We start from the raw sequence: 17,345 nt of genomic DNA on the forward strand, positions 1-17,345 counted from the left end.
CTTACTTCTGTTTAAGGTTCAATTCCTTAAGCGATAAACAAAAACATTAACCGATGGAAGGTCGTCTCGAATAGGTCGGGAAGGAAACCACTATCACAATTATATAACAATGAATACAGATCCAATAGCAGATTATCTTACAAGAGTAAGAAATGCCATTAAGGCAAATCACAGAATTGTAGAGATTCCTGCATCAAACCTGAAAAAGGAAATTACTAAAGTACTTTTTGACAAAGGTTACATCGCTAACTACAAATTTGAGGACACTACGGTTCAAGGAATAATTAAAATCGCTTTGAAATACAATGCGATCACTAAAATTCCTGCTATCCGCACGTTAACACGTATTAGCAAACCAGGTTTAAGGCAGTATGCCGGCGTAGAGAATATGCCAAGAGTATTAAACGGTTTAGGTATTGCAATTTTGTCTACATCTAAAGGTGTTATGACAGATAAAGAAGCTGCTAAACTAAACATTGGTGGCGAAGTTTTGTGTCACGTTTATTAATTAAAGGAGGATAGCAAAATGTCAAGAGTAGGAAAAGCCCCAATTAATGTACCTGCAGGCGTAATGGTTACGGTAGCTAAAGATAACGTAGTAACTGTTAAAGGTCCTAAAGGAGAATTAACTCAAGCAGTGGATTCAGATATCACTGTAAGTCAAGAAGATGGTGTGTTGACTGTACAACGTCCATCAGATCAAAAAAGACACAAAGCATTACATGGTTTATACCGTGCTTTGATCAATAATATGGTTATTGGTGTAACAGAAGGTTATAAAATTTCTCAAGAACTGGTAGGTGTTGGTTACCGTGCTACAAACACAGGAAACACTTTAGACTTAGTTTTGGGTTTTTCTCACCACTATGTGTTCCAATTACCGGAAGAGATTAAAGTGACTACAACCTCAGAAAAAGGTCAGACTCCTAAAATTATTTTAGAAAGTATTGACAAACAATTGATCGGACAAGTAGCGGCAAAAATCCGTTCGTTACGTGCACCAGAGCCATATAAAGGTAAAGGTATCAAGTTTGTAGGCGAAGTGTTAAGAAGAAAAGCAGGTAAATCAGCTTCTAAAAAATAATCATCATGGCAGGGAAAAAATTATCTCGTAGAGATCGTATAAAAAAAGGTATCAGAAAAAGATTAACAGGTTCTGAAGACCGTCCACGTTTATCGGTTTATAGAAGCAATAAAGGGATTTATGCTCAAATTATTAACGACGTAACCGGTAGCACAATTGTATCAGCTTCATCTTTATCTAAAGATTTTTCAGGTACAGGCAATAAATCTGAGCAATCAGTAGCTGTAGGTAAATTAGTGGCTGAAAAAGCAATCGCAGCAGGTATTAAACAAGTTGTTTTCGATAGAAATGGCTATTTGTACCATGGTCGCGTTAAATCGTTGGCAGAAGGTGCTCGCGAAGCTGGTTTAGAATTTTAATCTGAAAATTAGATAAGAATGTCAACTATCAATATAAAAAGAGTTAAGACTAGCGAGATCGAATTAAAAGATCGTTTAGTTAGCATACAGCGCGTAGCCAAAGTAACCAAAGGTGGTCGTACTTTCAGCTTCTCAGCCATCGTGGTTGTTGGAGATGAGAACGGAATCGTGGGTTACGGATTGGGTAAAGCGAAAGAGGTAACAGAAGCAATTGCTAAAGGCATTGATGATGCTAAAAAGAACTTGGTAAAAGTTCCTTTGTTAAATGGTACTGTACCTCACGAGCAGATCGGTAAATTTTCTGGAGGTTTTGTTTTAATTAAACCTGCAGCAGTTGGTACCGGAGTTATTGCTGGTGGTGCGATGCGTGCTGTATTAGAGAGTGCTGGTGTACATAACGTACTTGCAAAATCAAAAGGTTCATCAAATCCTCACAACGTGGTAAAAGCAACTGTAGATGCTTTAACTAAAATGCGTGATGCTTACACTGTTGCACAGCAACGTGGTGTTGATTTAAATAAAGTTTTTAACGGATAATATTATGGCTAAGATCAAAATAACCCAGGTAAAAAGCATTATCGACAGAAGCGAACGCCAAAAAAGAACAATGCAAGCTTTAGGTTTAACTAAAATGAACCAAAGCGTAGAAGTTGAAGCCACTGCAGCCATTATAGGAATGGTTAGAAAAGTGAATCACTTAATAGCAATTGAGAGTATATAATTTATAAAAAGGTTGTTAATGTAGTTAATATAATTACATTTGCAACCTTTGTATATTGTTTCACCGTTGCCCTGATTAGTGAAAGCGAAGGGCAGCACAATAAGTTTCAAGAAATGAACTTAAGTAATTTAAAACCTGCAGCAGGTTCTACTAAAAATAGTAAGAGAATTGGTCGTGGTACTGGTTCTGGTCGCGGTGGTACTTCCACTCGTGGTCACAAAGGTGCTGGATCACGTTCTGGTCACAAAACCAAAATCGGTTTTGAAGGTGGTCAGATGCCATTACAACGCCGTGTACCTAAGGTAGGTTTCAAACCTATTAACCGTGTTGAATACGTTGGTGTAAACTTAGACGTATTGCAAGGTTTGGCAGAAAAGTTTAACTTAACAACCATAGATTTTGCTATCTTGCAACAACATGGTTTAGCATCTAAAAACGACTTAGTTAAAGTTTTAGGTCGTGGTGAAGTTAAATCTAAGATAGAAGTTAAAGCACATGCTTTTTCTGCAACCGCACAAAAAGCTATTGAGGCTGTTGGAGGCTCAATCGAAAAATTGTAATTAATGAAGAAGCTGTTTACTACTTTAAGTAATATTTGGAAAATTCAAGAATTAAAAGAGCGTATAGTTTATACGCTCGTAATTCTTTTAGTTTATAGGTTTGTATCTCACGTGGTTTTACCAGGTGTAGACGCAACACTTTTAGGCGATAATACAAAGTCAGGCATTTTAGGTCTATTGGATATGTTTGCGGGGGGATCATTCTCACGGGTATCTATATTGGCCTTGGGTGTTATGCCTTATATTTCAGCCTCTATTGTAGTTCAGCTATTAGGTATTGCCGTTCCTTCTTTTCAGAAAATGCAAAAGGAGGGTGAAAGCGGAAGAAAGAAACTTAATCAGATTACACGCTATTTAACTGTAGCCATTACCGCTGTTCAGGCGATTGGTTATGTTAAAACTCAAGTTCCTACTGAAGCTATCATTATTGATCATGGCTTATTCTTTGTGCTTGCAACCTTTGTTTTGGCTGCTGGTACATTGTTTGTGATGTGGTTAGGTGAGAAGATTACAGATAAGGGTATTGGTAACGGTATTTCACTAATCATTATGGTTGGTATTATTGCCCGTTTACCTGTAGCATTGTCACAGGAAATAAGCTCAAGAGTTGTTGGTGAAGGTGGTGGATTGATTGCGCTTGTTCTTGAAATTGTTGCGCTTTTTGCGGTTGTGATGTTTACCATCATGATTGTTCAAGGTGTACGCAAGGTTCCTGTTCAGTATGCGAAAAGAATTGTTGGTAACAGACAATTCGGAGGAGTAAGACAGTATATCCCATTAAAGGTTAATGCTGCCGGTGTAATGCCAATCATTTTTGCTCAGGCATTAATGTTTATTCCTGCAACGTTAACAGGGTTCTTCCCTTCGTTACAGAATACCTGGTTGATTCAGTTTAGTGATTATACCTCATTAGCATATAGTTTAACATTTGCATTTTTAATTATTGCATTTACATTCTTCTATACTGCAATAACTGTTAATCCAACTCAAATGTCGGATGATATGAAGAAGAATGGTGGATTTATCCCTGGTATCAAGCCAGGATTAGCTACATCATCATTTATTGATGATGTGATTTCTAAGATCACGTTCCCAGGAGCAATTTTCTTAGCTATCATTGCGATCCTTCCTTCAATAGCTGTTAAATTTGGAATCAAATCTGAGTTTGCACATTTTTATGGAGGAACATCTTTATTGATTTTAGTTGGCGTTGTTTTGGATACGTTACAACAGATTGAAAGTTATTTGTTGATGCGTCATTATGATGGATTAATGAAAACAGGTAGAGTTACCGGTCGTACAGGAATTCCTGAAACGAGTGGTAGTAATGCTGTGATTTAATATATAGAATGTCTAAGATCTATTATAAATCAAAAGAAGAAGTAGAACTCATTAGAGAAAGTTCTTTACTGGTATCAAAGACTTTGGCTGAAGTAGCCAAAGTTATTGGTCCCGGTGTTTCCACTCAAAAGCTAAATGATCTGGCAGAGACGTTTATTAAAGACCATGGTGCTATACCTGCTTTTTTAAACTATAACGGGTTTCCTTATTCTTTATGTATTTCGCCGAATGAGCAAGTTGTTCATGGTTTTCCTGGTGATTACGTAATTCAAGAAGGTGATTTGATCTCTGTTGATTGTGGGGTAATTAAGAATAACTTTTTTGGTGATTCTGCTTATACTTTTTCGATCGGTGAGATTGATGCGGAACGGAAGAAGCTGGTAGATGTTACACAAGAATGCTTGAAGCTTGCAATTGAAAAGGCAGTAGTTGGTTCTAGAATAGGTGATGTTGGATATGCAGTGCAGGCTTATGCTGAAGCAAATGGATTTGGAGTAGTAAGAGAGTTAGTTGGTCATGGTGTTGGTGTTAAATTACATGAAAAACCTGAGGTACCTAATTATGGTAGACGGGGGAGTGGAATTAAACTTGAAGAAGGCATGGTTATTGCTATCGAACCAATGATCAATGCAGGTACAGCAGGAGTTAAATTCTGGACTGATGGTTGGACTGTTACCACCTTGGATAATAAGCCATCAGCTCATTTTGAACACACTGTTGCAGTAAAAAAGGGTAATGCAGACGTTTTATCAACCTTTTCATTTATTGAAGAAGTTTTAAAAGAAAAAAAGTAAATAATTAAATTTTTTTATTTAATTTTGCAACCCTGTTTAATAGCAGCTAATTAAGTAAAAATCAATATTATATGGCTAAACAAGCCTCGATTGAACAAGACGGTGTAATAAGAGAAGCACTATCAAATGCTATGTTCCGTGTAGAATTGGAAAATGGCCACGAGATTATCGCTCATATCTCTGGGAAAATGAGGATGCATTATATCAAAATTTTACCAGGGGACAAAGTCAAATTAGAGATGTCGCCTTACGATTTATCAAAGGGCAGGATTACTTATAGATATAAATAAAATGAAAGTTAGGTCATCAATTAAAAAACGTAGTGCTGATTGCAAGGTTATTCGTCGTAAAGGTAAACTTTATGTTATCAACAAGAAAAACCCTAAATTTAAGCAACGTCAAGGTTAAGACATTATTGAAGTATGATATAGATTGGATGTACAGGTTACTCAATCTGTAGTACAATCAAATAATCAAACATTAGTATAAAATATGGCAAGGATATCAGGTATTGATTTACCAAGAAACAAAAGAGGCGAGATTGGATTAACTTACATCTTCGGAGTAGGTAAATCAACTGCACAACGTATATTAACGGAAGCAGGTATCGATTTTAACAAGAAAGTACAGGATTGGTCTGATGATGAGTTATCAGCAATTCGTACCATCATTAACGACGGCGTTAAAGTAGAAGGTGCTTTACGTTCAGAGGTTCAATTGAACATTAAACGTTTAATGGATATCGGTTGTTACCGTGGTTTACGTCACAGAAAAGGTTTGCCTGTACGTGGTCAACGTACTAAGAACAACTCTCGTACACGTAAAGGCAAGAGAAAAACAGTTGCAAACAAGAAAAAAGCTACTAAATAAAATTAGTACTGAATAATAATTATGGCTAAGAGTAAAAAAGTTACCAAAAAGCGTATTGTTGTTATTGAGCCTGTTGGACAGGCGCACATCAATGCTACTTTTAACAATATCATTGTTACCCTAACAAATAACAATGGTCAAACTATTTCATGGTCTTCTGCAGGTAAAATGGGATTCAAAGGTTCTAAAAAGAACACTCCTTATGCGGCAGGTCAAGCTGCATCTGATTGCGGTAAAGTAGCATTTGACTTAGGTTTACGTAAAGTAGACGTTTTTGTTAAAGGTCCTGGTTCTGGTCGTGAATCTGCAATTAGAACATTGCAAGTTTCAGGTATCGAAGTAACCTCAATCAAAGATATTACACCGCTTCCACACAATGGATGTCGTCCTCCTAAGAAGAGAAGAGTTTAATTTATTAATTTTTAAAGCTAAGAGTCTGCAGCGTAAGGTTGTATGATACTTTAAAACGAAAAGCAATGGCAAGATATACAGGACCAAAGTCCAAAATCGCCCGTAAGTTCAGAGAACCAATTTTTGGTCCTGATAAAGTACTAGACAGAAAAAACTACCCTCCTGGGCAACATGGTGCTTCAAAAAGAAGAGGTAAGCAGTCTGAGTACGCAGTACAGTTAATGGAAAAGCAAAAGGTGAAATATACTTATGGTGTATTAGAGCGTCAATTCCGTAACTTATTTACTAAAGCGTCTTCACGTGAAGGTATTACAGGTGATAACTTATTACAATTATTAGAAGCTCGTTTAGATAACACAGTTTACAGATTAGGTATTGCTACAACACGTTCAGCTGCTCGTCAGTTAGTTAGCCATAAACACGTAACAGTTAACGGTGAGGTAGTAAATATACCATCATATCAATTGAAATCTGGTGATGTTATCGCAGTGCGTGAAAAGTCTAAAACTTTAGAAGCTATTACTAATTCAGTAGCTGGTAGAGTGATCAATAAATTCAATTGGTTAGACTGGAATGCAAGTGAATTAACAGGTAAGTTCTTAGCTTATCCTAATCGCGACGAGATACCAGAAAATATCAAAGAAAACCTTATAGTAGAGTTATACTCTAAGTAATATATTTAGTTAATTGCCTTTATGGGCAATTAACTTTTTTACGTTACATATATTTAATAACGATCTAAAAACATTATAAATGGCAATTTTAGCATTTCAGAAACCCGATAAAGTAATCATGCAGAAATCAACTGATTTCGATGGTACATTTGAGTTCCGCCCTTTAGAGCCCGGTTTCGGTGTAACAATTGGTAATGCCTTAAGAAGAATATTGCTTTCTTCTTTAGAAGGTTATGCCATTACAAGTATTCGTTTTTCAGGCGTATCTCATGAGTTCTCTACAATGAAAGGTGTTGTAGAAGATTTGACAGAAATTATTCTTAATTTAAAACAAGTACGTTTCAAAAAAACAGGAGATGCTGGCGATTCAGAGAAAGTTTTTATTTTAGTTAATGGACAGGAGCAGTTTTTAGCTGGTGACATTACTAAATTCTCTAACAACTTCGAGGTGCTTAACCCTGATTTCGTTATTTGTAACATGGAGAAATCTGTTACTTTAGAAGTGGAATTAACCATCAATAAAGGACGTGGTTATGTGCCTGCTGAGGAAAATAAAATCAATGATGCTGTTGTTGGTGTGATCGCAATCGATTCGATCTTCACTCCAATGAAAAATGTAAAATACACGATTGAAAACTATCGTGTTGAGCAAAAAACAGATTATGAAAAATTAATATTAGATATCTCTACAGATGGTTCTATCCATCCTGAAGAAGCACTTAAAGAAGCTGCAAAAATTTTAATCCAGCACTTTATGTTGTTCTCTGATGAGAATTTAGTATTAGAGTCTCAAGCTAAAGAAGAGACTAAAGAAGTTGATGAGGAAATCTTGCATATGCGTAAGATCTTAAAAACTGAATTAGTTGATTTAGATCTTTCAGTTCGTGCATTGAACTGCTTAAAAGCAGCTGATATACGCACTTTAGCTGATCTGGTTTCTTATGATGTGGCTGATATGTTAAAATTCAGAAACTTCGGTAAAAAATCTTTAACAGAGATACAAGAACTTGTTAAATCTAAAAGTTTATCTTTTGGCATGAACTTGTCAAAGTTTAAATTGGACGAAGAATAAGTACAAAATATAAATAACAATATTGTTAATAGTATATAATTCCCTCGGATTAAATTCATAGAGACGGTATATACTGAATAAATCAAAAAATGAGACACGGTAAAAAAGTAAACCACTTAGGAAGAACAGATTCACATCGTAAAGCGATGTTGGCTAACATGGCTTCATCGTTAATTAAGCATAAAAGGATTTCAACAACTTTAGCTAAAGCAAAAGCTTTGCGTATGTATGTTGAGCCTCTTATTACAAAATCTAAATCTGATACTACACATTCTCGTCGTATTGTATTTGGCTATTTGCAAGATAAAGAAACTGTTACTGAATTGTTCCGTGATGTTGCAGCGAAAGTTGCTAACCGTCCGGGTGGTTATACCAGAATCATTAAATTGAACAATCGTTTAGGTGATAACGCTGAAATGGCGTTAATTGAACTGGTTGATTACAATGAGGTTTATGGTAAAGAAGCAGAATCTGCTGAAAAGAAAACAACTCGTCGTGGTAGAAGCAAAGTGAAAAAAGCTGATGCCCCTGCTGCTAAAGCAGAAACGGTAGTTGAAGAAGCTACTACTGAAGCTCCAGTAGCTGAAGAAAAAGCAGAAGATAAAGGCGAATAATTTATTCCCTTATCATAATATAGAAAACCCTGTTCGATTCGGACGGGGTTTTTTGTTTTATTCCTTTTCCAAAAGGTTATCTTTGCAGGGTAATCAATTTTCATGTCCAATCAAGTTTATTTACAGCAATTCAAGGATCTGCTTTCACAAAGCGTGGGAGACAACACATTTGTTAAAATTTCAATGGGAAATTACCAGGGAAATGAAAAGGAATTAAGGAACATTTATATTCGAAGGGTGAAGATTAAAAGAGCAGATATGCTTTCGTTTACTTATCGTTATAAAACAAGGGATATCATCAAGAATTTTTCCATAAGTGAGGGGATTACCTTAGTGGCAAATTTCATCAGCAATGATTTTAAGATTGCGACTTTATTTAGTACTGAAAAGGAGGTTATTCTTGAATATGGTAAAAAGCAATTGATCACCTTACGAGAAAAGGCTTTGGTGAAACCAGTAGTGGTGAGTTTATCTCATAATAAGGAAAAGAAACGTTTAATCCTGCCTCATGGAAAAAGCTATTTAACTGAGCTTAAATTGACCGATGCAGATGGCAATGTTTTTAAGAATGCTCAGGATAAGTACAAACAGATTAATCAATATATCGAGATTTTGAATAGCCTGATCAAAGAATTACCGGCGGGTAGTGTGAAGAGGGTTGTGGATATGGGATCCGGTAAAGGCTACCTTACTTTTGCATTGTATGATTATCTTCAGCAGCTGATGGAGGAAAAGATACACGTAACAGGGGTTGAATATCGGGAGGATCTTGTGCTTTTGTGTAATGCTATTGCAGAACGATCAGGTTTTAGCCAATTGGACTTTATTCAGGGCACGATAGAGGATTATGCTGTTCCGGCTATCGATTTGCTGATCGCATTGCATGCTTGTGATACAGCTACAGATGATGCGATTTACAAAGGTATTAAGGCGAATGCGAAACTGATTGTTGTTGCGCCATGCTGCCATAAACAGATTAGGAGGGAGATGGAAAAGCACAAGGTTAAAAATGATGTTTCTTTTTTAACTCAGTATGGCATTTTCATGGAACGACAAGCGGAAATGGTAACTGATGGGCTAAGGGCACTGATACTTGAATATTTTGGGTATAAGACAAAAGTGTTTGAATTCATCTCCGACGCGCATACCCCTAAAAATGTATTGGTGGTAGGAATTAAGATGAAGGATAAAGGAGCAAAGCACAAAGACGAAATTCTGCAGAAGATCAGGGATGCTAAAGCTTATTTTGGAATTGGATATCATCATTTGGAAAGATTATTTGAGCTGGAGCGCCAGTAATTATATGCATTTCTGTCATAGTGTCACATTTTTGTAACCGCTTTCGGCCATAAAATTCGTTAATTATTGTTTGCAAGGATGATTTTCTGCCAAAACTCAATTGGCACATTGCTTGTTAAACAGATATAAATAATAAAAGATTTCATAACATAAACAGAGATAAATAACATGTCAAAAATTATTGGTATAGACTTAGGAACAACAAACTCTTGCGTAGCCGTAATGGAAGGTAACGAACCTGTAGTTATAGCCAACAGTGAGGGTAAACGTACTACGCCATCCATTGTTGCATTTGCAGAAAATGGTGAGCGTAAAGTTGGTGAGCCGGCTAAACGTCAGGCCATAACCAACCCAACAAAAACAATCTATTCGATTAAACGCTTTATGGGTAACAGCTTTGCTGAGGTTACTAAAGAGGCGGGCCGCGTACCATATAAAGTTGTTAAAGGCGACAATAATACACCTCGTGTTGAGATTGACGACCGTAAATATACTCCTCAGGAGATCTCTGCAATGATTTTGCAGAAAATGAAAAAGACTGCTGAAGATTTCTTAGGCCAGGAAGTAACTGAGGCCGTTATTACGGTTCCTGCTTATTTTAATGATGCGCAACGTCAGGCTACGAAAGAAGCAGGCGAAATTGCAGGTTTAACCGTAAAACGTATCATTAATGAGCCAACTGCAGCTGCTTTAGCTTATGGTTTGGATAAAGCTCATAAAGACATGAAAATTGTTGTGTTTGACTGCGGTGGTGGTACGCATGACGTTTCTGTACTTGAATTGGGTGATGGTGTATTTGAAGTTAAATCTACTGATGGTGATACTCACTTAGGTGGTGATGATTTTGATCACACAATTATTGAATGGTTAGCTCAAGAATTTAAAAGCGAAAACGGCATGGATCTTCACCAGGATCCAATGGCATTACAACGTTTAAAAGAAGCTGCTGAGAAGGCTAAAATTGAGCTTTCAAGCACTACTTCAACTGAGATTAACCTTCCTTATATCACTGCTGATGCAACAGGACCTAAACACCTTGTTAGAACATTAAGCCGTGCTAAATTTGAGCAATTGGTTGGTGATTTAATTAAGCGTACAATCGAACCTTGTAAATCTGCGTTGAAAAATGCTGGTTTAAAAACAAGTGATATTGATGAAATTATCTTAGTTGGTGGTTCTACACGTATTCCTGCTATTCAGGATGCAGTAAAAGCTTTCTTTGGTAAAGAGCCATCTAAAGGTGTAAATCCTGATGAGGTTGTAGCTATTGGTGCTGCAATTCAAGGTGGTGTATTAACCGGAGAAGTTAAAGATGTATTGTTATTGGATGTTACCCCACTTTCTTTAGGTATTGAGACTATGGGTGGTGTAATGACTAAGTTGATTGAAGCTAATACTACTATTCCTTCTAAAAAGGCGGAAACTTTCTCTACTGCTGCTGATAACCAGCCTTCTGTAGAGATCCATATTTTACAGGGAGAGCGCCCAATGGCTGCTCAGAACCGTACAATTGGTCGTTTCATTTTAGATGGTATTCCACCAGCTCCTCGTGGTGTTCCTCAGGTAGAAGTAGCGTTTGATATTGATGCTAACGGTATCTTACATGTGAGTGCTAAAGATAAGGCTACTGGTAAAGAACAAAAAGTTCGCATTGAGGCTTCTTCAGGCTTAACTGATGAAGAGATCAAAAGAATGAAAGACGAAGCTGAAAAGAATGCTGATGCAGATAAAGCTGCTAAAGAAGAAGCGGAAAAAATCAATGGTGCTGATGCTTTAATTTTCTCTACTGAGAAACAATTAAAAGAGTTTGGTGATAAACTTTCTGCTGATAAAAAAGCACCTATTGAAGAAGGTTTGAAAAAACTTAAAGATGCACATGCGGCAAGAAACTTTGCTGATATTGATGCTGCTCAGGAAGAATTGCAGAATGCATGGAATGCTGCTTCAGAAGAGATGTATAAAGGTGGTCAGGACGGTGCACAGCCAGAAGCTGGTGCAGAAGGTCAGGCTGGCGGACAACATGCTGCTGATGGTGGCGATAACGTTACTGATGTAGACTTTGAAGAAGTTAAAGACGACAAAAAGTAAATTGTTGAAGCTATATAAAAGGAAAGGCCCTTGATCATTTGATCAAGGGCCTTTCCTTTTATAATTGGATATTAATTAATTCCAAAGGTTTTGAGGGTAGGTACCATCTTTTACCAGCTCGTCTATGCAGTTTTGTACGAATGGCTTATCTTCTTTATAAGTTACACCAAACCACTGACTGTCTGTAGGGATAACTTTAAAATTTGCTGTATTGCTTTTAACCAGATTTTCGCCGATTAAAGGAATGAAGAATTCTGCTTTTGGCTTTTCTTTGTTCGCTAGAGCAAATACTTTAAATAAGTCCTCAGTTAATTTAAAGACTGCTGGAGTGAATCCCCAGAAGTTCATAGAAACAGGTGTATTGTACTCTAAAGGATACTCTATGCCATCTTCTTCATAAACGATAGTATCTCCTTTTTTATAAACTTGCGTACGTTCTGTAATTTCCTCCAGGTAACCTGCTTCGCTGGTTTTGCAAACTCCGCGTGAAACTGATCCAAAGTCGGATAGGGTTTTTCCAATCTGATAACCAACGATAGAATAATTGCTATCAGTGGCTTCAGTACTTAAGAAGTCTACCATTTTTTTAAAAGCATCAAAACCATAATAATCATCGGCATTGATTACGCAAAATGGTTCTTTGATAGCTTTTCTGGCAGAAAGAATGGCATGAGCTGTTCCCCATGGCTTTTCACGATAGATTTCTTCTTCAATTCCAAATTGCTTTAAATCAAAGTTTTGAAATACATAATCCGTCTCAATTTTGCCATTTAGTTTTGGCTCAAAAATAGCTTTAAAGTTATCTACAAATTCTTCTTTAATAATGAAGACTACTTTGCCAAAACCTGCTTTTATGGCATCGTATATTGAATAGTCGATAATGGTTTCGCCATTAGGGCCAAAGCCATCAATTTGTTTCATGCTGCCATAACGGCTCGCCATACCGGCGGCTAATATTAGTAAGGTGGGTTTCATTCAATTAAAATAATGAATAGGTTAATAATCAATGTGAACGGTAAAAATTATGAAGCTAAAATACATTTTTTGCTTTATGTATTCAGAGTTTTTTACCTTAAATCGTTTGGCTTAAGTGGTAAAAAAGGAAAAGCGTACCTGAATAATTCAAGCACGCCTTCTCTTTTAGTTAAATGTTTATTTTGAATACTTGAAATCGTGATCTTTTTCAATGTTTAATAATGAATGATAGATCAGGCTAATTACATTGTCTACATCTTCTTTATGGATCATTTCAACCGTGGTATGCATATAACGCAGCGGCAATGATATTAGCGCAGATGGAACTCCTCCGTTTGAATAGGCAAAAGCATCAGTGTCGGTACCTGTTGAACGTGATGAGGCCTGGCGCTGGAAAGGAATGTTATTCTTTTCAGCTGTTTCAATCAATAATTTATTCAGGTTAGTTTGAACTGCCGGGGCATAAGAAACTACAGGTCCTTTGCCGCAAGCTAAATCACCCTGAGTTTTTTTATTGATCATTGGGGTGTTTGTATCATGTGTTACATCAGTAATGATTGCAACATGCGGTTTAATCCTGTCAGCAATCATTTCAGCACCACGTAAGCCAATTTCTTCCTGTACAGAGTTTACAATATATAAACCGAATGGAAGTTTCTTTTTATTTTCCTGTAGCAAACGTGCCACTTCGGCAATCATAAAGCCACCCGCCCTATTATCAAGAGCTCTGCCTACATAATAACGGTCGTTTAAAATCATAAATTCATCTTCGTAGGTAATTACACAGCCTACATGAACTCCTAATTTTTCTACTTCTTCTTTGGAGGTGCATCCGCAATCCAGGAATATGTTTTTAAGGGCAGGAGCTTCTTCTTTATCTCCACCATGACGGGTGTGTATAGCAGGCCATCCAAAAACAGCTTTTACCATACCTTTGTCAGTATGGATATTAACCCTTTTAGAGGGTGCAATCTGATGATCAGAACCTCCGTTACGGATCACATAGATTAATCCATCCTCTGTGATGTAATTCACAAACCAGGAGATTTCATCAGCGTGTGCTTCAATTACTACCTTAAATTCGGCTTTAGGATTAATTACACCTACAGCGGTGCCATAATTGTCGATAAAACTTTCATCGATATATGGTTTTAGATAATCGAGCCATAATTTCTGACCTGGATATTCAAAGCCGGTTGGAGATGGGTTATTGATATATTTTTCAAAAAAGTGTAGTGATTTTTTATTAACCACAGCAACGTGTTTGTCGTCTTTCTTTTTAGCCATTATTCTATTTTTTTATTGTAAGCAAATATATAAAACGGAGCATAAGTCCCCGGTTAATTGTTAAGTTGTAACTCCATGGTGACAAATTCGATGCCATTACGGGTATATGGTTCGCCAGTTTGTATTAAACCAAATTTGTTGTAAAATTCTAATGCAGAAACCCTGGCATTGCACCATATTTTTTGACCGCCCATTTCTTTTACATAACTGATGATGTGGTTTAGTAATATTGTTCCATAACCTTTATTTTGTTCAGTAGTTTTAGTCGCAAATTTTCTGAACTGGTAAATGTTATCTATGTTAAATAAGGAAACTACAGCGGTTAATTGATGTCTGGCATATAGTCCAAAATGTAAGCCATTTGGATCATCGTCTAGTTTAATTGAATCAAAAGGTAAGTCAGGATACATAGCCTCATGTCTGATGGGCCATGTTAAATCAAATCTGATCTGTTCTATCTGAATTTCCAACATCGCTAAGCTTTAATTTTATAGCTGTAAAAATTGTATATCAATATATTCAGGATAATAACCAGACCTGAGCCAAAGCAAAACAGGGGCCATTGACCTTTGTCCCAAAGCCATAAGCCTAAGGCAGAGCCAAAAGAAGCCCCAACAAAACTGACAGACATAAATATCGTATTCAGACGGTTCCGTGCTTCAGGAACGAGCGCGTAGATCCTGGTTTGGTTGGTCACATGAATTGCCTGTTGTCCTATATCGATTAAAATAATACCAGCTATAAAAAGATACAAATGACTACCTGTAAAATAAAATGCACTGATACTTATGAGTTGTAATATAAGTCCTATAAGTAAATTTTTACGTGGGTTTTGTCCGCTGCTCAATTTACCTACTAATGGTGCCGCTAATGCACCTGCAGCACCTGCAATTCCAAACAGACCAATTTCAAGGGTTTGAAAATTGAAAGGTGGGTTGGCAAGAAAAAGTACCATCGTAGTCCAGAATGCACTAAGAATCGCAAAGGCTAAGAAATTAATGATTGATGCTTCGCGCAAAGTTGGCTGTGTTTTTATGTAGTGCCACATAGAATGCATGAGCATTTTGTACGTTCCGCTAAAAGTTGGTTTGCTCATTGGAAAACGCCGGGCCATTAGTATTAAAAGTAGGGAACAGATGCCCGCTGCGATGAAATACATGGTTCGCCAACCCCATAAAAAGCCTACGCTTCCACTAATAGATCTTGATGCTAGTATGCCAATTAGCAGTCCGCTCATAATTAGACCAATTGTTGGCCCCCGTTCCTCGTCTGAGGTAAGGTTGGCTGCCATGGGTAAGATTAATTGAGGAACGATAGAACTTGCGCCGATTAATACACAGGCGATTTGTAGTAAGAAGAAGGTATGTGATACTGCTGCCATCAATAAAGCGGCTACTGCTACCGTAGTAATCATTAGTATTTGCTTCCTACGTTCAAACATATCGCCAAGTGGCACTATTAAAAACAGGCCCAGAGCATAGCCTGCCTGAGTTAAATAGGTGATTTTACCGGCATAGCTTTCTGTCAGGTTAAATTCTTTAGCAACAAGAATCACCAAGGGCTGACAGTAGTAAATATTTGCTACAATAAGTCCGGTACAAAAGGCCATTAATAAAACATCGGTACGGCTCAGCTTCATTATAAAGGGATATTTCCGTGTTTTTTGCGAGGAGCATTGACAGCTTTATTTTCCAGCATTTTAAAGGCTTTAATTAGCTTATTCCTGGTTTGTGAAGGCTCTATAACTTCATCGACAAAACCACGTTCGGCAGCACGATAAGGATTTGCAAAAGTCTCAGAGTAGAGCTTTTCCTTTTCCAGCCATTTTTCTTCAGGCTTTTCTGCCATAGTAATCTCTTTTTTGAAAATGATTTCTGCTGCACCTTTAGCCCCCATAACTGCAATCTCTGCTGTAGGCCATGCATAATTTAAATCTGCACCGATATGTTTGGAGTTCATTACATCGTAGGCGCCACCATAAGCTTTTCTGGTAATTACTGTAATGCGTGGTACTGTAGCCTCACTAAAGGCATAAAGTAATTTAGCTCCATTAGTAATGATCCCATTCCATTCCTGATCTGTTCCTGGTAAAAATCCCGGAACATCTTCAAAAACGAGTAGGGGAATGTTGAAACAATCACAAAAACGGACAAATCTCGCGGCTTTTGTTGAGGCGTGATTGTCTAGAACACCTGCAAGGTAAGCTGGCTGATTGGCTACAATACCAATGCTTCTACCGGCAAGACGGGCAAAACCGACAACAATATTCTCGGCGTAATCTTTATGTACTTCCAAAAAGCTGTCACTGTCGGTTGTTTCCTCAATAACACTCCTCATATCATAAGGCTGGTTTGCATTTTGAGGCATAATGTCGTTTAATGCTGGTCTGTTCTCATTAGCCATTTCGTAAGGTAGCTGAGCTGGCACTTCCTCACAATTTTGCGGCATATAGCTGAGCAGCTTTTTCACATGATTAATGGCATCAAGTTCATTGCTACAGGCAAAGTGTGTTACACCTGACTTAGTAGCATGGGTTGAAGCACCACCGAGCTCTTCAGAACTTACTTCTTCGTGTGTTACTGTTTTAACGACATTAGGACCAGTAACAAACATGTAGGAGGTGTTTTCAACCATTAATGTAAAATCTGTAATGGCGGGAGAGTATACTGCTCCACCTGCGCAAGGTCCCATGATGGCCGATAGTTGTGGGACAACCCCTGAGGCCTGAACATTTCGGTAAAAAATATCGGCATATCCACCTAATGAAACTACGCCTTCCTGAATACGGGCGCCACCACTGTCATTTAAACCAATAACAGGAGCACCGTTTTTCATCGCCATATCCATGATTTTGCAAATTTTTTCAGCGTGGGTTTCTGATAATGAACCGCCAAATACTGTGAAATCCTGTGAGAATACGTATACCAATCGGCCATTAATATTCCCGTATCCGGTTACTACACCATCACCCAGATATTTTTCATGTTCCATTCCAAAATCAGTACTACGATGGGTAACCATCATTCCGATTTCTTCAAATGAGTTTTCATCCATTAAAAAATGGATCCTTTCTCTTGCTGTAAGTTTACCTTTTTTATGTTGACTTTCAATTCTCGCTGCACCGCCACCTGCCAGTGCTTGTTGAATTTTATCCTGGAGTAATTCTATCTTATTTTTCATTAAAAATGATTTTATC

Annotated in this window: 22 protein-coding genes; 17 read left to right on the forward strand and 5 right to left on the reverse strand. The window is 37.4% G+C overall.

The genetic code is table 11. The features are described from left to right. The first annotated feature begins 109 nt into the window (after nt 1-109). The 17 genes from rpsH to dnaK all read left to right on the forward strand — a co-directional run bounded on the left by rpsH (nt 110) and on the right by dnaK (nt 11,887). Nucleotides 110-508 (forward strand): 30S ribosomal protein S8, encoded by a 399-nt coding sequence (gene rpsH / locus P0Y49_01665; GenBank protein ID WEK19860.1) that lies wholly within the window; start codon nt 110-112, stop codon nt 506-508. An 18-nt stretch (nt 509-526) separates the two neighbouring features. After that, complete coding sequence (gene rplF, locus P0Y49_01670) at nt 527-1,084, forward strand: 50S ribosomal protein L6 (protein ID WEK19861.1); 558 nt, start codon at nt 527-529, stop codon at nt 1,082-1,084. Between the two features lie 5 nt (nt 1,085-1,089). After that, a complete protein-coding gene (gene rplR / locus P0Y49_01675; GenBank protein WEK19862.1) occupies nt 1,090-1,443 on the forward strand; it encodes a 50S ribosomal protein L18 in 354 nt (117 codons plus the stop codon). Nucleotides 1,444-1,461: 18 nt separating this feature from the next. Further along, on the forward strand, nt 1,462-1,980 hold the full coding sequence (gene rpsE / locus P0Y49_01680; protein ID WEK19863.1) for a 30S ribosomal protein S5: 519 nt from the start codon (nt 1,462-1,464) through the stop codon (nt 1,978-1,980). Nucleotides 1,981-1,984: 4 nt separating this feature from the next. Continuing rightward, on the forward strand, nt 1,985-2,164 hold the full coding sequence (gene rpmD / locus P0Y49_01685) for a 50S ribosomal protein L30 (protein ID WEK19864.1): 180 nt from the start codon (nt 1,985-1,987) through the stop codon (nt 2,162-2,164). Nucleotides 2,165-2,277: 113 nt separating this feature from the next. Then, a complete protein-coding gene (gene rplO / locus P0Y49_01690) occupies nt 2,278-2,724 on the forward strand; it encodes a 50S ribosomal protein L15 (GenBank protein ID WEK19865.1) in 447 nt (148 codons plus the stop codon). 3 nt (nt 2,725-2,727) lie between these two features. After that, entirely contained in the window at nt 2,728-4,065 is a 1,338-nt protein-coding gene (gene secY / locus P0Y49_01695) for a preprotein translocase subunit SecY (protein ID WEK19866.1), read from the forward strand. Between the two features lie 8 nt (nt 4,066-4,073). Then, nucleotides 4,074-4,859, forward strand: a complete 786-nt coding sequence (gene map, locus P0Y49_01700) for a type I methionyl aminopeptidase (GenBank protein ID WEK19867.1) — start codon at nt 4,074-4,076, stop codon at nt 4,857-4,859. Nucleotides 4,860-4,930: 71 nt separating this feature from the next. Then, on the forward strand, nt 4,931-5,149 hold the full coding sequence (gene infA, locus P0Y49_01705) for a translation initiation factor IF-1 (GenBank protein ID WEK19868.1): 219 nt from the start codon (nt 4,931-4,933) through the stop codon (nt 5,147-5,149). Nucleotide 5,150: 1 nt separating this feature from the next. Next, the gene (gene ykgO, locus P0Y49_01710; GenBank protein ID WEK19869.1) at nt 5,151-5,267 is read left to right on the forward strand and encodes a type B 50S ribosomal protein L36; all 117 of its coding nucleotides are present in this window, start codon (nt 5,151-5,153) and stop codon (nt 5,265-5,267) included. Nucleotides 5,268-5,351: 84 nt separating this feature from the next. Then, complete coding sequence (gene rpsM / locus P0Y49_01715; GenBank protein WEK19870.1) at nt 5,352-5,729, forward strand: 30S ribosomal protein S13; 378 nt, start codon at nt 5,352-5,354, stop codon at nt 5,727-5,729. 21 nt (nt 5,730-5,750) lie between these two features. Further along, nucleotides 5,751-6,140: a 30S ribosomal protein S11 gene (gene rpsK / locus P0Y49_01720; protein ID WEK19871.1), complete on the forward strand. Its 390-nt coding sequence runs from the start codon at nt 5,751-5,753 to the stop codon at nt 6,138-6,140. A 65-nt stretch (nt 6,141-6,205) separates the two neighbouring features. Next, nucleotides 6,206-6,814, forward strand: coding sequence for a 30S ribosomal protein S4 (rpsD, locus tag P0Y49_01725; protein WEK19872.1), 609 nt, complete (start codon nt 6,206-6,208; stop codon nt 6,812-6,814). Nucleotides 6,815-6,893: 79 nt separating this feature from the next. Next, complete coding sequence (locus P0Y49_01730; GenBank protein WEK19873.1) at nt 6,894-7,886, forward strand: DNA-directed RNA polymerase subunit alpha; 993 nt, start codon at nt 6,894-6,896, stop codon at nt 7,884-7,886. 89 nt (nt 7,887-7,975) lie between these two features. Next, the gene (gene rplQ, locus P0Y49_01735) at nt 7,976-8,500 is read left to right on the forward strand and encodes a 50S ribosomal protein L17 (GenBank protein ID WEK19874.1); all 525 of its coding nucleotides are present in this window, start codon (nt 7,976-7,978) and stop codon (nt 8,498-8,500) included. A 102-nt stretch (nt 8,501-8,602) separates the two neighbouring features. Then, nucleotides 8,603-9,799: an SAM-dependent methyltransferase gene (locus P0Y49_01740; GenBank protein ID WEK19875.1), complete on the forward strand. Its 1,197-nt coding sequence runs from the start codon at nt 8,603-8,605 to the stop codon at nt 9,797-9,799. Nucleotides 9,800-9,967: 168 nt separating this feature from the next. Next, nucleotides 9,968-11,887, forward strand: a complete 1,920-nt coding sequence (gene dnaK, locus P0Y49_01745; protein ID WEK19876.1) for a molecular chaperone DnaK — start codon at nt 9,968-9,970, stop codon at nt 11,885-11,887. 75 nt (nt 11,888-11,962) lie between these two features. Here the strand turns inward: dnaK and P0Y49_01750 are convergent, their stop codons facing one another. The 5 genes from P0Y49_01750 to P0Y49_01770 form a co-directional block, all read right to left on the reverse strand. After that, nucleotides 11,963-12,862, reverse strand: a complete 900-nt coding sequence (locus P0Y49_01750; GenBank protein ID WEK19877.1) for a sugar phosphate nucleotidyltransferase — start codon at nt 12,860-12,862, stop codon at nt 11,963-11,965. A 177-nt stretch (nt 12,863-13,039) separates the two neighbouring features. Continuing rightward, nucleotides 13,040-14,149, reverse strand: coding sequence for a M42 family metallopeptidase (locus P0Y49_01755; protein ID WEK19878.1), 1,110 nt, complete (start codon nt 14,147-14,149; stop codon nt 13,040-13,042). A 53-nt stretch (nt 14,150-14,202) separates the two neighbouring features. Continuing rightward, complete coding sequence (locus tag P0Y49_01760; protein WEK19879.1) at nt 14,203-14,622, reverse strand: GNAT family N-acetyltransferase; 420 nt, start codon at nt 14,620-14,622, stop codon at nt 14,203-14,205. Nucleotides 14,623-14,624: 2 nt separating this feature from the next. Further along, complete coding sequence (locus tag P0Y49_01765; GenBank protein WEK19880.1) at nt 14,625-15,788, reverse strand: MFS transporter; 1,164 nt, start codon at nt 15,786-15,788, stop codon at nt 14,625-14,627. Further along, nucleotides 15,788-17,329, reverse strand: coding sequence for an acyl-CoA carboxylase subunit beta (locus P0Y49_01770; GenBank protein WEK19881.1), 1,542 nt, complete (start codon nt 17,327-17,329; stop codon nt 15,788-15,790). Before P0Y49_01770 ends, P0Y49_01765 begins: the two co-directional genes overlap by 1 nt. Between the last annotated feature and the right edge of the window lie 16 nt (nt 17,330-17,345).

This window comes from Candidatus Pedobacter colombiensis, from assembly GCA_029202485.1.
GTDB classification, from domain to species: Bacteria; Bacteroidota; Bacteroidia; order Sphingobacteriales; family Sphingobacteriaceae; genus Pedobacter; species Pedobacter colombiensis.

Excerpts from the sequence above, each read along its gene's own strand:
- P0Y49_01770 (WEK19881.1), bottom strand. The coding sequence starts at position 17,329 with ATGAAAAATAAGATAGAATTACTCCAGGATAAAATTCAACAAGCACTG.
- rpsE (WEK19863.1), top strand. The coding sequence starts at position 1,462 with ATGTCAACTATCAATATAAAAAGAGTTAAGACTAGCGAGATCGAATTA.
- dnaK (WEK19876.1), top strand. The coding sequence starts at position 9,968 with ATGTCAAAAATTATTGGTATAGACTTAGGAACAACAAACTCTTGCGTA.
- rpsK (WEK19871.1), top strand. The coding sequence starts at position 5,751 with ATGGCTAAGAGTAAAAAAGTTACCAAAAAGCGTATTGTTGTTATTGAG.
- rplO (WEK19865.1), top strand. The coding sequence starts at position 2,278 with ATGAACTTAAGTAATTTAAAACCTGCAGCAGGTTCTACTAAAAATAGT.
- secY (WEK19866.1), top strand. The coding sequence starts at position 2,728 with ATGAAGAAGCTGTTTACTACTTTAAGTAATATTTGGAAAATTCAAGAA.
- rplQ (WEK19874.1), top strand. The coding sequence starts at position 7,976 with ATGAGACACGGTAAAAAAGTAAACCACTTAGGAAGAACAGATTCACAT.
- P0Y49_01755 (WEK19878.1), bottom strand. The coding sequence starts at position 14,149 with ATGGCTAAAAAGAAAGACGACAAACACGTTGCTGTGGTTAATAAAAAA.
- ykgO (WEK19869.1), top strand. The coding sequence starts at position 5,151 with ATGAAAGTTAGGTCATCAATTAAAAAACGTAGTGCTGATTGCAAGGTT.
- P0Y49_01760 (WEK19879.1), bottom strand. The coding sequence starts at position 14,622 with ATGTTGGAAATTCAGATAGAACAGATCAGATTTGATTTAACATGGCCC.
- infA (WEK19868.1), top strand. The coding sequence starts at position 4,931 with ATGGCTAAACAAGCCTCGATTGAACAAGACGGTGTAATAAGAGAAGCA.
- P0Y49_01740 (WEK19875.1), top strand. The coding sequence starts at position 8,603 with ATGTCCAATCAAGTTTATTTACAGCAATTCAAGGATCTGCTTTCACAA.
- rpsH (WEK19860.1), top strand. The coding sequence starts at position 110 with ATGAATACAGATCCAATAGCAGATTATCTTACAAGAGTAAGAAATGCC.
- rpsD (WEK19872.1), top strand. The coding sequence starts at position 6,206 with ATGGCAAGATATACAGGACCAAAGTCCAAAATCGCCCGTAAGTTCAGA.
- rpmD (WEK19864.1), top strand. The coding sequence starts at position 1,985 with ATGGCTAAGATCAAAATAACCCAGGTAAAAAGCATTATCGACAGAAGC.
- rplR (WEK19862.1), top strand. The coding sequence starts at position 1,090 with ATGGCAGGGAAAAAATTATCTCGTAGAGATCGTATAAAAAAAGGTATC.
- rplF (WEK19861.1), top strand. The coding sequence starts at position 527 with ATGTCAAGAGTAGGAAAAGCCCCAATTAATGTACCTGCAGGCGTAATG.
- rpsM (WEK19870.1), top strand. The coding sequence starts at position 5,352 with ATGGCAAGGATATCAGGTATTGATTTACCAAGAAACAAAAGAGGCGAG.
- map (WEK19867.1), top strand. The coding sequence starts at position 4,074 with ATGTCTAAGATCTATTATAAATCAAAAGAAGAAGTAGAACTCATTAGA.
- P0Y49_01750 (WEK19877.1), bottom strand. The coding sequence starts at position 12,862 with ATGAAACCCACCTTACTAATATTAGCCGCCGGTATGGCGAGCCGTTAT.
- P0Y49_01730 (WEK19873.1), top strand. The coding sequence starts at position 6,894 with ATGGCAATTTTAGCATTTCAGAAACCCGATAAAGTAATCATGCAGAAA.
- P0Y49_01765 (WEK19880.1), bottom strand. The coding sequence starts at position 15,788 with ATGAAGCTGAGCCGTACCGATGTTTTATTAATGGCCTTTTGTACCGGA.